Consider the following 15,995-nt stretch of genomic DNA (forward strand, 5'->3'; position numbering starts at 1 on the left):
CGATGCTTTTGCGTTTTACCAAGATGCATGGCCTGGGCAATGATTTCATGGTCATCGACCTGATCAGCCAGCATGCGCACATCCAGCCCAAGCACGCCCGGCAATGGGGCGATCGCCACACCGGCGTGGGCTTCGACCAGCTCCTGCTGGTCGAGCCACCGCACAATCCCGACGTGGACTTTCGCTACCGCATTTTCAACTCCGACGGGTCGGAAGTGGAGCAATGCGGTAACGGCGCCCGCTGCTTCGCGCGTTTCGTGCTGGACAAGCGGCTGACCATGAAGCGGCAGATCCGGGTAGAAACCAAGGGCGGCATCATCGAGCTGATCGTGCGCCCCGATGGGCAGATCACCGTCGACATGGGGCCGCCGCGTCTGATCCCGGATCAGATACCGTTCCAGGCCGACGAAGAAGCCCTGAGCTACCCGCTGGACGTTAACGGCCAACAGCTGCGGATCGCCGCAGTGTCCATGGGCAATCCGCATTCGGTCCTACGGGTGGAGGATGTCGACACCGCCCCGGTTCACCAGCTCGGGCCTCAGATCGAGCATCACCCGCGGTTTCCGCAACGGGTCAACGCGGGTTTCCTCCAGGTTGTCGATCGCCAGCATGCGAAGCTGCGCGTCTGGGAGCGCGGTGCGGGCGAAACGCAGGCCTGCGGGACCGGTGCTTGCGCTGCGGCGGTTGCCGCGATTCGCCATGGCTGGATGGATTCGCCGGTGCAGATCGACCTGCCCGGCGGCCGTCTGTCCATTGAATGGGCAGGCACTGGACAGCCCGTTATGATGACCGGCCCCGCCGTTCGCGTATTCGAAGGACAGGTTCGCCTATGACCGAGCAAAACCAGGAAAAGCCGCAGCTGCCGGACGCCGAAGCCGTCGCGGCCTACCTGCGTGCGCATCCGGAATTCTTTGTCGACCACGATGAACTCATTCCCGAGCTGCGCATCCCCCATCAGCCCGGTACGGCCGTATCGCTGGTCGAGCGGCAGGTCAAGCTGCTGCGCGAGCGCAACATCGAGATGCGCCATCGCCTGTCGCAACTGATGGACGTCGCGCGCGACAACGACAGGCTGTTCGACAAGACGCGCCGGCTGGTGCTCGACCTGCTCGATGCCAACAGCCTCGAGGAAGTGATCGGCGCGATGGACGAAAGCCTGCGCCACGAATTCCAAGTGCCCTATGTCAGCCTGATCCTGTTCAGCGAGACGCCCTTGCCGGTCGGCCGCAGCGTTACCGCGAACGAAGCGCAGCAGGCCATTGGCGGATTGCTGGGCAGCGGCAAGACGGTCTGCGGCGTGTTGCGTCCGCACGAGCTGGCCTTTCTGTTCGGCGAGCAGGAAAGCCGCAGCATCGGCTCGGCCGCCGTGGTCGCGTTGAACCAGCAGCAGGGCATCCTCGCCATCGGCAGCGAGGACCCACAACACTACAAAAGCTCGCTGGGCACGCTCTTCCTGGGCTACATCGCCGAGGTGCTGACGCGGGTTCTGCCGAGCTACTCCACCCCGTTGCGCTCGGTACGCTGATTGCCGGAAACAGCATCCGGGGCTGTCCAAAGGCGCGTACCGGCTAGAAGAGCGTTGTGATGCAGACCGATCTGGATGCCTATTTCCAATACCTGCGCAGCGAACGGCAGATGTCGCCGCACACGCTGGATGGCTACCAGCGCGATCTGCTCAAGGCCGTCGCCTTTGCCGATAAGCAGCAGTTGCGCGACTGGGCCGAATTCAAGCCTGCCCATGTTCGTCAATTGATTGCCGATCAGCATCGGCGCGGGCAGTCCAGCCGCAGCCTGGCGCGCCTGCTGTCGTCGCTGCGTGGGCTCTATCGCTACCTGGCCAAGGAAGGACGCTGCGCCCACGATCCGGCAGCAGGTATCTCCGCACCGAAGGGCGAGAAACGCCTGCCCCGCCTGCTCGACACCGACCGCGCCATGCAATTGCTCGACGGCGGCGTCGAGGACGATTTCATCGGCCACCGCGACCAGGCGATGCTCGAGCTCTTCTATTCATCCGGCCTGCGCCTGGCCGAGCTGGTGAGCCTGAATCTCGAACAGCTCGACCTCGGATCCGGGCTGGTGCATGTCCACGGCAAGGGCAACAAGCAGCGCATCCTCCCGGTTGGGCGCAAGGCACTCGAAGCACTGCAGGCCTGGCTGCCGCTGCGGGCGCTGAGCAATCCGCCCGATTCGGCGGTGTTCGTCAGCCAGAAAGGCCGCCGGCTCGGCGCGCGCGCCGTGCAGGTCAGGGTCCGCGAGGCGGGCGTTCGGGAGCTCGGCCAGCACCTTCATCCGCACATGCTGCGGCACAGCTTCGCCAGCCATATGCTCGAATCGTCACAGGACTTGCGTGCAGTGCAAGAGCTACTCGGGCATGCCGACATCGGCACCACGCAAATCTATACGCACCTGGACTTCCAGCACTTGGCCAAGGTCTACGACCAGGCGCATCCGCGAGCCAAGCGCAAACAGAACAGCGAGCAGGAACCATGACCATTCGGCTGATCACCTTCGACCTGGACGATACCCTGTGGGACGTGGCCCCCGTCATCCAGAGCGCGGAAATCCAACTGCGCGACTGGCTGGGCGAACATGCGCCGCGCCTGGGCGACGTTCCGGTCGAGGCCCTGGCCGCGATTCGCAGCCGCCTGGTCGAGGCCGACCCCAGCCTCAAGCACCGCATCAGTGAACTGCGCCGCCGCGTCCTGTTCCATGCCTTGAATGACGCCGGTTATACCGAGGCCGAGGCCCGCGAGATGGCCCACAGGGCCTTCGAAATCTTTCTCGAGGCGCGCCACGCGATCGAACTCTTTCCCGACGTGCACCCAACGCTGGAACGGCTCGCCAATCACTATGCCCTCGGCGTGCTGACCAACGGCAACGCCGACGTCAGCCGGCTCGGGCTGGCGGATTACTTCCGTTTCAGCCTGTGCGCGGAGGAGCTCGGTATAGGCAAGCCGGACCCCCACCCCTTCCGCGAAGCGCTCAAGCGCGGCGGCGTCGAAGCCGCGCACGCCGTGCATGTCGGCGACCACCCAAGCGACGACATCGGCGGGGCGCAGCGGGCCGGGCTGCGGGCGATCTGGTTCAACCCGGGCGGCAAGGCCTGGGCACATGAGGGCCGGCCTGATGCCGAGATCGGCAGCTTGGCCGAATTGCCGGCGTTGCTACACGGCTGGCGCTGACGGCGAACGTCGCAGAAACGAAAAAACCCGCCAATAGGCGGGTTTTTCTCGAGGCAGAGCGACGCCGGATCAGATGGGCCGGCTGCCATACTTGCTGTCGGGTTTTTTAGGCGGATCGGCTACCACGTTGGGTTCGACCTCCTGCACCTGGCCTCCACGCGCCAGGAACTCTTCCATCGCGCGAGCCAACTCTTCGCGCTCGCGCTGCTTGGCTTCCAGGCTGGGCAGTTCATCGACCACGACCGCCTTGGCCTTGGCTTTCTTGTTGGTCGGCGTGGCGCGCTCGCTGTCGGTGCCTTCATCATCCGACATGTCATCGCTGTCGTCGGAATCGGCCGCAGCCAGCTCCTCGCCTTCATCCTCGTCGTCGTTAACGTCCAGATCGTCTTGTTCTAGTTCTTCGTCACTCATGTTCAACCTCGTCCCCTGCCAAAGCGGAAGTTATAGCCCAGCGATGAACTTTGTTCGCCATCGCCAAAAAAAATTCAACTTGCCATCCCATGCAACGTCGCGAGCACCTGCCTGGCCCCGCCCTTATCGCGGTGTTCCCCGAGATAGACGCCTTGCCAAGTCCCCAACGCCAATCGGCCATCCTGTACCGGCAGGCTGACCTCACAGCCCAGCAGGCTGGATTTGAAATGCGCCGGCAGGTCGTCCGGCCCCTCGTAATCATGTTCGTAGCCGGGCTGGCCCTGCGGCACCAGGCGATTGAAGAACCGCTCGAAATCGCGCCGTACCGCACCATCGGCATTCTCGTTGATGGTCAGCGAGGCCGAGGTATGGCGCAGCCACAGGTGTAACAGACCAGCCGTGCATTCGCGCAGTTCCGGCAGATGCTCGAGCAACTCATCGGTGATCAGGTGGAAGCCGCGCGGTCTCGGCCGCAGCGTGATGATCGTCTGTCGCCACATCGTCGAGAGCCCCTCGTCAGCCGCACGGAGCGCATTCTAGCGCGGCTCCAGAAAAAACAAAGGGCGCCCGAGGGCGCCCTTCTTGGAGCAGGGGATGATCAACGCTTGTTGGTGAACTCCGGATAGGCTTCAAGGCCGCACTCCACGACGTCGACGCCTTCGTACTCTTCCTCTTCGCTAACGCGCAGGCCGATGACCGCCTTGAGGATCGCCCAAACCACCAGGCTGGCAATGAATACCCAGGCGAAGATCGAGACCAGGCCCAGCAGCTGCGCACCGAAGGAGGCGTCTGCATTGGTCAGAGGAACGGCCAGCAGACCCCATGCACCGACTACACCGTGCACGGAAATCGCACCCACCGGGTCATCGAGCTTGAGCTTGTCCAGGCCAAGGATGCTGAACACCACCAGCACGCCACCCACTCCACCAATCAGCACCGCCTGCAGCGCACTTGGGGTCAGCGGTTCGGCCGTGATGGCCACCAAGCCCGCCAGTGCCCCGTTGAGGATCATGGTCAGGTCGGACTTGCCGAACAGCAGGCGTGCGGTGATCAACGCCGCGACCAGCCCGCCTGCAGCCGCCATGTTGGTATTGGTGAATACCTGGGCGACAGCGTTGGCATCTTCGATGGTGCTCATCTTCAGCTGCGAGCCGCCGTTGAAGCCGAACCAGCCCATCCACAGAATGAAGGTGCCGAGGGTCGCCAGCGGCAGGTTGGCACCCGGGATCGCGTTGATCTGGCCGTTAGGGCCGTACTTGCCCTTGCGCGGGCCCAGCAGCAGAACGCCAGCCAGTGCAGCCGAGGCACCGGCCATGTGCACCAGACCCGAGCCTGCGTAGTCGAGGAAGCCAGCCGCGTCGAGGAAACCGCCGCCCCACTTCCAGAAACCCTGAACCGGGTAGATGAAGCCGGTCATCACCACCGCGAAGGCAATGAAGGCCCAGAGCTTCATGCGCTCGGCGACCGCACCGGAGACCACCGACATGCAGGTCGCGGCAAACACGATTTGGAAGAAGAAATCGGCACGCGCGGAATAATACGGCGCGTCCTCGCCACCGGCGGCGACGACGTCGACCGCGTTCTCATCGCCGATCAGGAATCCCAGGCTCGGCAGGATGCCGCCTTCGGGGCTCGAGTACATGATGTAGTAGCCGATCAGCAGATACATGATCGAGGCCAGTGCATAGAGGACGATGTTCTTGGTCAGGATCTCGGCGGTGTTCTTGGCACGGACCAGGCCGGCCTCAAGCATCGAGAATCCCGCCGCCATCCACATGACTAGCGCGCCGCAGATGAGGAAGTAGAAGGTATCGAGTCCGTACTGGACGGGTATCAGTGCTGTGCTATCCATTTTTGTTCACCTTTTGCCGAGCGCCAGGGCGCTATTCGGGTAAGGCGCCCGGGTTGGCTCCGGGCGCACTCCGTGTGCTTACAGGTTGTAGCCGCGTTCGTTGTGCAGGCTGAGGTCGAGGCCGATCGTTTCTTCTTCTTCGCTGACCCGCAGTCCCATCACCACGTCGATCACTTTCAGGATTACGAAGGTGACGATGGCGGTGTAGACGACGGTGAAGAGCACGCCCTTGAACTGGATCCACAGCTGCAGTGCGATGTTTTCCACCTCACCGAAACCGCCCAGCGCAGGGGCTGCGAAGACACCGGTCAGAAGCGCGCCGACGATGCCGCCAACGCCATGTACGCCGAAGGCGTCCAGCGAGTCGTCGTAACCGAGCTTGCGCTTGAGACTGGTGGCACAGAAGAAACAGATGACGCCCGATGCCAAGCCGATGACCAGCGCACCCATCGGACCGACCGTGCCGGCTGCCGGGGTGATCGCTACCAGGCCGGCAACAACGCCGGAGGCGATACCCAGCGCGCTGGGTTTGCCGTGCGTCATCCACTCGGCAAACATCCAGCTCAGCGCTGCGGCAGCAGTCGCGATCTGGGTGACCAGCATGGCCATGCCAGCAGTGCCGTTGGCGGCCAGCGAGGAACCGGCGTTGAACCCGAACCAGCCGATCCACAGCATCGCCGCGCCGACCAGCGTCAGGCCGAGGTTGTGCGGGGCCATGGGGGTGGTCGGGAAGCCCTTGCGCTTGCCAAGCACGATGCACGCGACCAGGCCGGCAATACCGGCGTTGATGTGCACCACGGTGCCACCGGCGAAGTCGAGCACGCCCCAGTCCCACATCAGGCCGCCGTCGCCGCCCCAGACCATGTGGGCAATCGGTGCGTACACCAGGGTGAACCAGACGCCCATGAACACCAGCATCGCGGAGAACTTCATGCGCTCGGCGAAGGCACCGACGATCAGCGCCGGCGTGATGATGGCGAAGGTCATCTGGAAGGTAATGAAGACGCTTTCCGGCACGGTGCCGGTAAGGCTGTCGGGTGTCAGGCCGGCGAGGAATGCACGCCCGAGGCCGCCGACGAAGGAATTGAGATTGGTGACGCCTGCTTCCATGCCAGTCGTGTCGAACGCCAGGCTGTAGCCGTAGACCATCCAGAGGATGCTCATCAGGCCGGTAATGGCAAAGCACTGCATCATGACCGAGAGGATGTTCTTGGAGCGGACCATGCCGCCGTAGAACAGGGCCAGGCCTGGAATGGTCATGAACAGCACCAATGCGGTGGCTGTCAGCATCCATGCCGTATCGCCGGAATCGAGCGTTGCCTCCTGTGCCATGGCGATGCCGGGGCTTATCAGAGACAAAAGGGCTCCTAGCCCTGCGAATTTTCGCAGAGTCATGGTTTTACTCCTGGGGCGTGGGGGTTCGTAGGCCTGCGCTGGCAGGCAATCGCAAGTACGGCTGCGGCGTGGCGGATGTGTCGGGCGTTGCCGCCCGCTCATGCATGCGCTACGCGCGGCTCGTCAGATTGCGTCGGTGTCGGTTTCGCCGGTGCGGATGCGGATGGCCTGCTCCAGGTTCACCACGAAAATCTTGCCGTCGCCGATCTTTCCGGTATTGGCCGCCTTGGTGATGGCCTCGATCACGCGATCGAGCTGGTCGTCAGCAATGGCCACGTCGATTTTCACCTTCGGCAGGAAATCGACCACGTATTCGGCGCCGCGGTAGAGCTCGGTATGGCCTTTCTGCCGGCCAAAGCCCTTGACCTCGGTGACTGTGATGCCTTGGACGCCAATTTCGGACAGTGACTCGCGCACGTCGTCCAGCTTGAACGGCTTGATGATGGCAGTGACTAGTTTCATGAAAACTTCTCCCGTTTAGGTGGACTTGCCCCAGAAGTACGAACCCGGCTCAAGTCTAAGCTCAGTGTCTGGCTCTTGTAACGCGCCGGCATCGCCGCGCGACCCTCCGACACCATCAACCAATCCGACGAAACGTCCCGAATCGCCTGTGCACCGTTACCTGTCGGTGCATGCGTCACGCTGAACAAAGCAGAAACAGTGCCAACCAATCGAAACTCGCGCTCTGCTGCGGTCCGCGCGGCCAGCACGGGCCTAAACGAGCGAAGCGGCGAACCAAAATGGTGCGGCGTACCAAGGCACAGTGCACAGAAATGGGCACAGGGGCTGCCCGGGGCGGCTTGGACGAGCGTGCTACACTGCACGCCGCTCAAAAACAGGTGATGCTATGTTCCCGCCCAAAGCTTTCCTCGACGCCATCGGCTCCCAGGCCTCGCGCTTGTTCAACGGCGAAACGCCCCTCTCGCGCAGCGAAATCGAAGCCCAGTTCAAGGGCATCGTGCAGGGCGCGTTGAGCAAGCTGGATGTGGTCAGCCGCGACGAGTTTGACAGCCAGATGGTCGTCCTGGCCCGCACACGTGCCCGCCTCGAGGCGCTGGAGGCCAAGGTCATTGAACTGGAAGAGAAGCTGAAGCCCGCCGCCGGAGAGTGATCCAGCGGCACCGATCAAAGGAGTGATCGATGTCTCTCGCAATCGTCCACAGCCGGGCCCAGCTCGGCGTGGAAGCGCCGGCCGTCACGGTCGAGGCGCACCTGGCCAACGGCCTGCCTTCACTGGCCCTTGTCGGCCTGCCCGAAACTGCGGTCAAGGAAAGCAAGGATCGCGTGCGCAGCGCCATCCTCACGTCCGGCTTCGATTTCCCGGCCCGCCGCATCACCCTCAACCTCGCCCCCGCAGATTTGCCTAAGGATGGAGGGCGCTTCGACCTGGCGATCGCCCTCGGCATTCTTGCCGCCAGCGCTCAGGTGCCGAGCGAGCGCCTCGACAGCCTCGAATGTCTCGGTGAACTGGCGCTTTCCGGCGCGTTGCGGCCGGTTCAGGGCGTATTGCCCGCCGCGCTGGCGGCACGCAAGGCTGGCCGCGCCCTGCTGGTGCCCCGCGCAAACGCAGAAGAAGCCAGCCTAGCCTCGGGATTGGTGGTTTACGCCGCAGACCATCTGCTGGAAGTCGCCGCGCATTTCAACGGCGTGACACCACTGCAACCTTTCCAGGCACAAGGGCTTCTGCGCCAGGTCCTGCCGTACCCGGATCTGGCCGACGTGCAAGGTCAGCAAGCAGCCAAGCGCGGCTTGCTGGTCGCCGCGGCCGGCGCGCACAACCTGCTGTTTTCCGGCCCACCCGGCACCGGCAAGACACTGCTAGCCAGCCGCCTGCCAGGGCTGCTGCCACCGCTGGAGGAACAGGAAGCACTCGAAGTCGCCGCCATTCACTCTGTGGCCAGCCAGTCGCCCCTCGAACATTGGCCGCAGCGCCCTTTTCGACAGCCCCATCACAGTGCATCCGGGCCGGCGTTGGTCGGTGGCGGCAGCCGGCCGCGACCCGGCGAAATCACACTGGCGCACCAAGGCGTGCTCTTTCTCGATGAACTGCCGGAATTCGATCGCAAGGTGTTAGAGGTACTACGGGAGCCACTGGAATCGGGGTGTATCGTCATCGCACGGGCACGTGACAAGGTGCGATTTCCTGCTCGTTTCCAATTGGTGGCCGCGATGAACCCTTGCCCCTGTGGCTATCTGGGCGACCCCAGCGGCCGCTGCCGTTGCTCGCCCGATCAGGTCCAGCGCTACCGCGGCAAGCTCTCCGGCCCGCTGCTTGACCGCATCGACCTGCACCTGACCGTGGCGCGGGAGGCGACTGCACTCAATGCGCCAATGGCGAGCACCGAAACGACCGCCGAGATGGCTGCCCTCGTAGCCGAGGCGCGGCGCCGACAACTCGCTCGCCAGGGGTGCGCCAACGCATTTCTCGATCTATCCGGCCTGCGCCAGCACTGCCATCTGCAACCGGAGGACCAGCAGTGGTTGGAGCGCGCCTGTGAGCGACTCGGGCTATCGCTGCGCGCGGCACACCGCATTCTCAAAGTCGCTCGTACGCTGGCGGATCTCGAGCGCGCCGAGTCGATCGGTCGCGCCCACCTCGCCGAGGCGCTGCAATACCGGCCCGCCAGCCAGGCCAGCTGATAACGCGCCGGCTGAAGTCCTGCAACGCGTGGCGCGGCGGCAAGCGCAACGGCGTAATTCCTGCTCGTCCGAGGTCCGATCCATTGTTACCGACGCAATGGCGATGGCCTCGAAGCCGGTCAGAAGCTGACCAATATGTTAGATTGCGCCCTCTTCGCCACAGGCGGCCACTCCCCAAATCGAAAAATCAAGGAGCGCAGCATGGAGGCCAACAAGTCTTCTTCCACCCTCAACCCACCCGTTTTCATCGGCTCTGCCGTCCTTATCATCGCGCTGGTTATCTACAGCGTCGCCTTCTCGGAAAACGCGCAGGCTGTATTCGGTGACGTCCAGGCCTGGATCATCGCCAATGTCAGCTGGCTCTACATCATCGCTGTCGCCATCATCCTGTTGATGGTCGTGCTGCTCGCCCTGAGCCGCTACGGCGACATCAAGCTCGGCCCTGATCACAGCGAGCCGGACTACAGCAACCTGACCTGGTTCTCCATGCTGTTCTCCGCCGGCATGGGCATCGGCCTGATGTTTTTCGGCGTAGCCGAACCGGTGATGCACTTCCTCTCGCCCCCGGTCGGTGAAGGAGGGACCAGTGAGGCCGCGTACGAGGCCATGAAGATCACCTTCTTCCACTGGGGTCTGCATGCCTGGGCGATCTACGCGATCGTCGCGATGATCCTGGCTTACTTCAGCTACCGCCACGGCTTGCCGCTCACACTGCGCTCGGCGCTCTATCCACTCATCGGCGAGCGAATCTATGGCCCGATCGGCCACGCCGTGGACATCTTCGCGATCATCGGCACCGTGCTGGGCGTCGCCACCTCGCTGGGGCTGGGCGTCACCCAGATCAATTCCGGCCTTAATCATCTATACGGGGTGCCGATCTCGGTGCCTGTTCAGATCATCCTGATCGCAGTCACCACGCTGCTGGCGACGGTCTCAGTGGTCACGGGTCTGGACAAGGGCGTCCGGCGCCTGTCGGAGCTCAACCTGACGCTTGCCGTGCTGCTTGTAGTCGTTGTGCTGATTGCAGGCCCGACCGTATTTATCCTGCAGACTTTCGTGCAGAACACCGGCAGCTATCTGTCCGACATCGTCAACAAGACCTTCAACCTCTACGCCTACGAGCCGAACGACTGGATCGGCGGATGGACGCTGTTCTACTGGGGCTGGTGGCTGGCCTGGTCGCCCTTCGTCGGCCTGTTCATCGCGCGCATCTCGCGCGGCCGCACCATCCGTGACTTCGTCACCGGCGTGCTGCTGGTACCGACCGGCTTCACCCTGTTGTGGATGACCGTGTTCGGTGACACCGCGATCCACATGATTCTCTGGGACCACGTCACGAGCCTGGGCGAAGCGATCGAGCGTGACAGCTCGCTTGCCCTGTTTGCCTTCCTCGAAAACTTCCCCTTCGCGGCGGTGCTCTCGACCATCGCGATGCTGATGGTGGTGGTGTTCTTCGTGACATCGGCAGACTCCGGCGCGCTGGTCGTAGACATGCTCGCCTCGGGTGGTGAAGGCCAGACGCCGGTATGGCAACGTATTTTCTGGACAGCCTCCATGGGCATCGTGGCGATCGCACTGCTGCTTGCCGATGGCTTGACCGCACTGCAGACGGCAACCATCGCCAGCGCCCTGCCCTTCACCCTCGCGCTGCTCTGCTCGATGTGGGGCCTGCTCAAGGCGCTTCGTGTCGATGCGACAAAACAGGGGCTGCGCTACCAGGCGATCAACACGACCCCGACCGCGCCCGTGTCCGAAGGCGGCTGGCGTCGCCGTGTGCAGAACCTGACTCGGTATCCCCGCCGTCGTGACGTGGAGCGATTCATCAGCGAGACCGCTGCGCCCGCGTGCGCCGCTGTAGCCGAGGAGCTGCGCAAGCAGGGCTACCACGTCGAACTGACCAGCGGGGACGACAAACGGACCGGCCTGGAAATCACCTACGAAGGTGCGCCGGACTTCATCTACCTGATTCGCCCACGTGGCTACCCGATGCCGAGCTTCGTTGCCACCGAGGAAGGTGACGACGACGAGCGCAACTACTTCCGTGCCGAAGTGCACCTCAAGGAAGGCGGGCAGAACTACGATGTGATGGGCTGGAGCCGGGAAGGCGTGATTGGCGACATTCTCGACCAGTACGAGAAACACATGCACTTCCTGCACATGGTTCGCTGATCCACACCGCGCCGGGCTCCAAGCCCGGCGCTTTGTTTCAACTCTGCATTTCGACCGCGCGGCCCCGGTTGAGAAAGGGCCTTAGCTCGGCCAGGGGCAGCGGCTTGCTGATCAGGTAGCCCTGCACCTGGTCTGCACCGAAGCGGCGCAGTTGTCCTAACTGCGCTGCGCCTTCGACCCCCTCGGCCACGACCTCCAGACCCAGCTCGTGGGCCAGACCGATCATCGCCCGGACCAGTCGGCCGTTCTGCGGGCGCGAAGCCATCTGTTCGACGAAGCTCTTGTCGATCTTCAGCAAGCTGATCGGCAGCCGGCTCAGGTGCACGAAGGAGGAAAAGCCCGTGCCGAAATCGTCCAGCGAGAAGCGCACCCCCAGCTCAGCCAGCGCGTTCATGGTGCCGCGCACCTGATCGCTGCGGCGCATCACAGCCGTCTCGGTGAGCTCGAACTCCAGCCAGTGCGGATCGACGCCGCGCTCGGCGATCAGCCGCTCGAGGGTGGCCAGCAACTGGCTATCCTGAAACTGCCGGAACGACAGATTGACCGCCATGTGCAACTCGCCCGCACCGCTGTCACGCAGGCTTTGCATGTCGCGCAAGGCCCGGGCGATGACCCAGTAGCCCAGCGGCACGATCAGCCCGCTCTCCTCGGCCATGGGTATGAACTCGTCTGGAGCCAGCAGGCCACGCTCGGCGTGCGGCCAACGCACCAGGGCTTCCATACCGACGATGCGGCCGGTCTCGATGCACAGCCTCGGCTGATAATGCAGCTCCAGGTCGTCGCGGCGCAGGGCACGCCGCAGCTCACCTTCAAGGCCGGCCAGGCTGCTGGCACTGCGGTTGACCCGTTCGTTATAGCGATGCCAGGTGCAGCCCTGGCTGGCCTTGGCCTGGCGCATGGCGATCTGCGCCAGCCAGAACAGCTGATCGGCGTCCGCGCCCGGGGTCGCACGGGCCAGGCCCAGGCTGCACCCGAGCATCAGGCTTTCGCCATCGAGCCAGTAGGGCTCTGCCAGCGCGCCCATCAAGCGGTCGGCCAGTTTCTCCACTGGCTCCATGCGGTCGGCCTCGAGCAACAGGCCGAACTCGTCGCCACCCAGCCGAGCCAGGCGATCACCCACCTCGAGTTCGGCCTTTAAGCGCGCCACCACTTGCACGATCAAACGGTCGCCCGCCTGGTGGCCGAGCGCGTCGTTGACCCGGCGAAAGTTGTCCAAATCGAGCACGCCCAATACCAGACCCTCACCTCGACCCTCAACCAGCCGGGCGGCGAGCAGCGCCTGAAAACCCTGGCGATTGATGATGCCGGTCAGCGGGTCCTGCCTGGCCAGACGCTGAACAACGCCTTGCAGATTGCAGCGCTCACGGGCATAGCGCAGGCAGCGGCGCAACAGCTCCGGGTCCAGCCGCGGCCCGGTCAGCCAGTCGATGACGCCTTCGGGCGCTTCAACCGGTTCTGTTTCGAGCAACAGGACCGTCGGCCATGGAAAACGACCCGATGCAGGGCGGTGCGCCGCGGTGGTGAGCAGTAGGCTGGGGCCAGCTTCGGCCAGGCAGGCGGTGGCGGTCGCCCAGTCAGGCGCCTCGACGAGCTGGTGCGGGCTGGGCAGCACACCCAGGGCCGCCACCAAGCACTCGTGCCACGCAGGGTCATCGGCGAGCAGGACCAGACGCAAAGGTTGAGCGGACGATGTCACGATTCTTCCCCGGTTCGTACGGAGCAGTCAGGCGTGCAAGCGCCTGGAATTACACCCTCCCTGTGTGAAGCGGGGCGCAGGCCGTGCAGCCTGTTGCGGGCGCCGCGGCGCATAGACTAGAGCATTGCGACCCGGAACCCAGCCCCGTGGGCGACGACCGGTCATCACCCCCGCCAGCAGCCGGCAAATCGTGCCGCCGGCCCTGCTAAACTCTCGCCCCCGCCTTAACACGACCAGACCAATCGAGAATGTCCCGACTCAACCCTCGGCAGCAGGAAGCCGTGAACTACGTCGGCGGCCCACTGCTGGTGCTCGCCGGCGCCGGCTCCGGCAAGACCAGCGTGATCACCCGCAAGATCGCCTTCCTGGTGCAGCAGTGCGGTATCCAGGCCCGCCACATCGTCGCCATGACCTTCACCAACAAGGCCGCGCGCGAAATGAAGGAGCGCGTCGGTACCCTGCTCAAGGGCGCCGAGGCGCGCGGTCTGACCGTGTCCACCTTCCATAACCTGGGCATGAACATCATCCGCAAGGAATATGCGCGTCTGGGCTACAAGCCCGGCTTCTCGATCTTCGATGACGGCGACATCAAGGCGCTGCTCACCGACATCATGCAGAAGGAATATGCCGGCGACGACGGCGCCGATGAGATCAAAAGCTACATCGACAGCTGGAAGAACGACCTGATCCTGCCCGACGAGGCCCTGGCCAACGCGCGCAACCCCAAGGAGCAGACCGCTGCCATCGTCTACCTGCACTACCAGCGCACGCTCAAGGCGTACAACGCGGTGGACTTCAACGACCTGATCCTGCTGCCGGTCAAGCTCTTCCAGGAGCACGCCGACATCCTGGAAAAGTGGCAGAACCGCATTCGCTACCTGCTGGTGGACGAGTATCAGGACACCAACGCCAGTCAGTACCTGTTGGTCAAATTGCTGGTGGGCATGCGCAATCAGTTCACCGTGGTTGGCGACGATGACCAGTCGATCTACGCCTGGCGTGGCGCGCGTCCAGAAAACCTGATGCTGCTGAAAGAGGACTACCCGTCCCTGAAGGTGGTGATGCTGGAGCAGAATTACCGCTCCACCAGCCGCATCCTGAAATGCGCCAACATCCTCATCGCCAACAACCCGCATGTGTTCGAGAAGCAGCTGTGGTCGGAGATGGGTCATGGCGACGAGATCCGCGTGATCCGAACGCGCAACGAAGACGCCGAGTGCGAGCGCGTGGCACTGGAGATCCTCACCGAGCACCTGCGCACCCAGCGCCCCTACAGCGATTTCGCCATCCTCTACCGCGGCAACTACCAGGCCAAGCTGATGGAGCTGAAGCTGCAGCACCACCAGATTCCCTATCGCCTGTCCGGCGGCACCAGCTTCTTCGCCCGCCAGGAGGTGAAGGACCTGATGAGCTACTTCCGCCTCTTGGTCAACCCGGACGACGACAACGCCTTTCTGCGGGTAATCAACGTGCCACGCCGCGAGATTGGCTCCACCACCCTGGAAAAGCTCGGCAACTACGCCAGCGAGCGCGGCATTTCGATGTATGCCGCCGCCGACGAGATCGGCCTTGGCGCTCATCTGGACAGCCGCTACAGCGAGCGCCTGGCCCGCTTCAAGCGCTGGATGGACAACGTCCGCGAGCAGTGCGTGGTCAATGAGCCCATCACGGCCATCCGCAGCATGGTGATGGATATCGACTACGAGAACTGGCTCAGGCAAAACGCCTCCAGCGACAAAGTGGCCGACGCACGTATGGGCAACGTCTGGTTCCTCGTCGATGCGTTGAAAAATACGCTGGAGAAAGACGAAGACGGCGACATGACCATCGAAGACGCCATCGGCAAGCTGGTGCTGCGCGACATGCTCGAGCGCCAGCAGGAAGAGGAAGAAGGCGCCGACGGCGTGCAGATGATGACCATGCACGCCTCCAAGGGCCTGGAATTCCCCTCGGTGTACATCATCGGCTTCGAGGAGGAGATCCTGCCGCACCGTTCCAGCATCGAGGCCGACACCATCGAGGAAGAGCGGCGCCTGGCCTACGTCGGCATCACCCGCGCCAAACGCAACCTGGCGCTGACCTTCGCCGCCAAGCGCAAGCAGTACGGCGAGGTGATCGACTGCACGCCGAGCCGTTTCCTCGACGAGCTGCCGCCCGAGGATCTGGTCTGGGAAGGCCAGGAAGATGCACCGGTCGAAGTAAAAGCCGCGCGCGGCAATGATGCGCTGGCAGCGATGCGGGCGATGTTGAAGAAGTAGCGCCGCCCTCGCGGCCGTAGGGTGGATCGCGCTTTACCAATCCACCGGGTGACGATCACCGGGTCGCGCGATCCACCAGGCGGACGATCTACCGGGCGGGCAGCCAACCAACATGGGATACGGTGGATGAGAAGAGCGTCATCCACCCTACGTGCTTGCGGAGTTTCACGCGGTTCAGTAGACACATCGCCGGATACAACGCGCGCCTGTCGGAGTGAGCTCGCTCGCGATCTAGGCGACTTCCGAGCTGCCCGACATCAGGGTCGCGAGCAAGCTGGCTCCTACGATTGGCATGGCCCATGCCGACCGGGCGCTAAAACCGCACCGCTTAAGTAGGAGCGAGCTTGCTCGCGATCATGGCGTGCAGGGACCGCTGATCGCCAGTAAGCTGG

Annotated in this window: 14 protein-coding genes; 8 read left to right on the top strand and 6 right to left on the bottom strand. The window is 63.6% G+C overall.

Annotated elements, in window-relative coordinates:
* The first annotated feature begins 2 nt into the window (after positions 1 to 2).
* From dapF to KXR72_RS12655, 4 genes are read left to right on the top strand one after another with little or no spacing between them, the layout of a single operon-like run.
* The gene (gene dapF / locus KXR72_RS12640) at positions 3 to 833 is read left to right on the top strand and encodes a diaminopimelate epimerase (protein ID WP_437421455.1); all 831 of its coding nucleotides are present in this window, start codon (positions 3 to 5) and stop codon (positions 831 to 833) included.
* Positions 830 to 1,525, top strand: coding sequence for a DUF484 family protein (locus KXR72_RS12645; protein WP_437421456.1), 696 nt, complete (start codon positions 830 to 832; stop codon positions 1,523 to 1,525). Before dapF ends, KXR72_RS12645 begins: the two co-directional genes overlap by 4 nt.
* 59 nt (positions 1,526 to 1,584) lie before the next feature.
* Entirely contained in the window at positions 1,585 to 2,490 is a 906-nt protein-coding gene (gene xerC / locus KXR72_RS12650; protein WP_437421457.1) for a tyrosine recombinase XerC, read from the top strand.
* A complete protein-coding gene (locus KXR72_RS12655) occupies positions 2,487 to 3,182 on the top strand; it encodes an HAD family hydrolase (protein ID WP_437421458.1) in 696 nt (231 codons plus the stop codon). Before xerC ends, KXR72_RS12655 begins: the two co-directional genes overlap by 4 nt.
* Before the next feature lie 69 nt (positions 3,183 to 3,251).
* Here KXR72_RS12655 and sutA read toward each other — a convergent pair whose 3' ends face one another.
* The 5 genes from sutA to glnK form a co-directional block, all read right to left on the bottom strand.
* Positions 3,252 to 3,593: a transcriptional regulator SutA gene (gene sutA / locus KXR72_RS12660; RefSeq protein WP_437421459.1), complete on the bottom strand. Its 342-nt coding sequence runs from the start codon at positions 3,591 to 3,593 to the stop codon at positions 3,252 to 3,254.
* A 74-nt stretch (positions 3,594 to 3,667) separates the two neighbouring features.
* The gene (locus KXR72_RS12665) at positions 3,668 to 4,093 is read right to left on the bottom strand and encodes a secondary thiamine-phosphate synthase enzyme YjbQ (protein WP_437421460.1); all 426 of its coding nucleotides are present in this window, start codon (positions 4,091 to 4,093) and stop codon (positions 3,668 to 3,670) included.
* A 98-nt stretch (positions 4,094 to 4,191) separates the two neighbouring features.
* Positions 4,192 to 5,445 carry an ammonium transporter gene (locus KXR72_RS12670; RefSeq protein ID WP_437421461.1) on the bottom strand — a complete coding sequence of 418 codons (1,254 nt, stop codon included), beginning with the start codon at positions 5,443 to 5,445 and terminating at the stop codon, positions 4,192 to 4,194.
* 78 nt (positions 5,446 to 5,523) lie between these two features.
* On the bottom strand, positions 5,524 to 6,840 hold the full coding sequence (locus KXR72_RS12675) for an ammonium transporter (RefSeq protein ID WP_437421462.1): 1,317 nt from the start codon (positions 6,838 to 6,840) through the stop codon (positions 5,524 to 5,526).
* 123 nt (positions 6,841 to 6,963) lie between these two features.
* Entirely contained in the window at positions 6,964 to 7,302 is a 339-nt protein-coding gene (gene glnK, locus KXR72_RS12680; RefSeq protein WP_003096476.1) for a P-II family nitrogen regulator, read from the bottom strand.
* Between the two features lie 385 nt (positions 7,303 to 7,687).
* Here glnK and KXR72_RS12685 point away from each other — a divergent pair, with 385 nt between their 5' ends.
* The 3 genes from KXR72_RS12685 to KXR72_RS12695 all read left to right on the top strand — a co-directional run bounded on the left by KXR72_RS12685 (position 7,688) and on the right by KXR72_RS12695 (position 11,649).
* Complete coding sequence (locus tag KXR72_RS12685; RefSeq protein ID WP_437421463.1) at positions 7,688 to 7,951, top strand: accessory factor UbiK family protein; 264 nt, start codon at positions 7,688 to 7,690, stop codon at positions 7,949 to 7,951.
* A gap of 29 nt (positions 7,952 to 7,980) precedes the next feature.
* Positions 7,981 to 9,480, top strand: a complete 1,500-nt coding sequence (locus KXR72_RS12690) for a YifB family Mg chelatase-like AAA ATPase (protein WP_437421464.1) — start codon at positions 7,981 to 7,983, stop codon at positions 9,478 to 9,480.
* Positions 9,481 to 9,681: 201 nt separating this feature from the next.
* The gene (locus KXR72_RS12695) at positions 9,682 to 11,649 is read left to right on the top strand and encodes a BCCT family transporter (protein ID WP_437421465.1); all 1,968 of its coding nucleotides are present in this window, start codon (positions 9,682 to 9,684) and stop codon (positions 11,647 to 11,649) included.
* 37 nt (positions 11,650 to 11,686) lie between these two features.
* Here KXR72_RS12695 and KXR72_RS12700 read toward each other — a convergent pair whose 3' ends face one another.
* Positions 11,687 to 13,324 carry a putative bifunctional diguanylate cyclase/phosphodiesterase gene (locus KXR72_RS12700; RefSeq protein ID WP_437421974.1) on the bottom strand — a complete coding sequence of 546 codons (1,638 nt, stop codon included), beginning with the start codon at positions 13,322 to 13,324 and terminating at the stop codon, positions 11,687 to 11,689.
* A gap of 269 nt (positions 13,325 to 13,593) precedes the next feature.
* Here KXR72_RS12700 and rep point away from each other — a divergent pair, with 269 nt between their 5' ends.
* On the top strand, positions 13,594 to 15,603 hold the full coding sequence (gene rep / locus KXR72_RS12705) for a DNA helicase Rep (RefSeq protein WP_437421466.1): 2,010 nt from the start codon (positions 13,594 to 13,596) through the stop codon (positions 15,601 to 15,603).
* Positions 15,604 to 15,995: the final 392 nt, after the last annotated feature.

The organism is Stutzerimonas chloritidismutans, assembly GCF_051486945.1.
Lineage (GTDB): Bacteria > Pseudomonadota > Gammaproteobacteria > Pseudomonadales > Pseudomonadaceae > Stutzerimonas > Stutzerimonas chloritidismutans_B.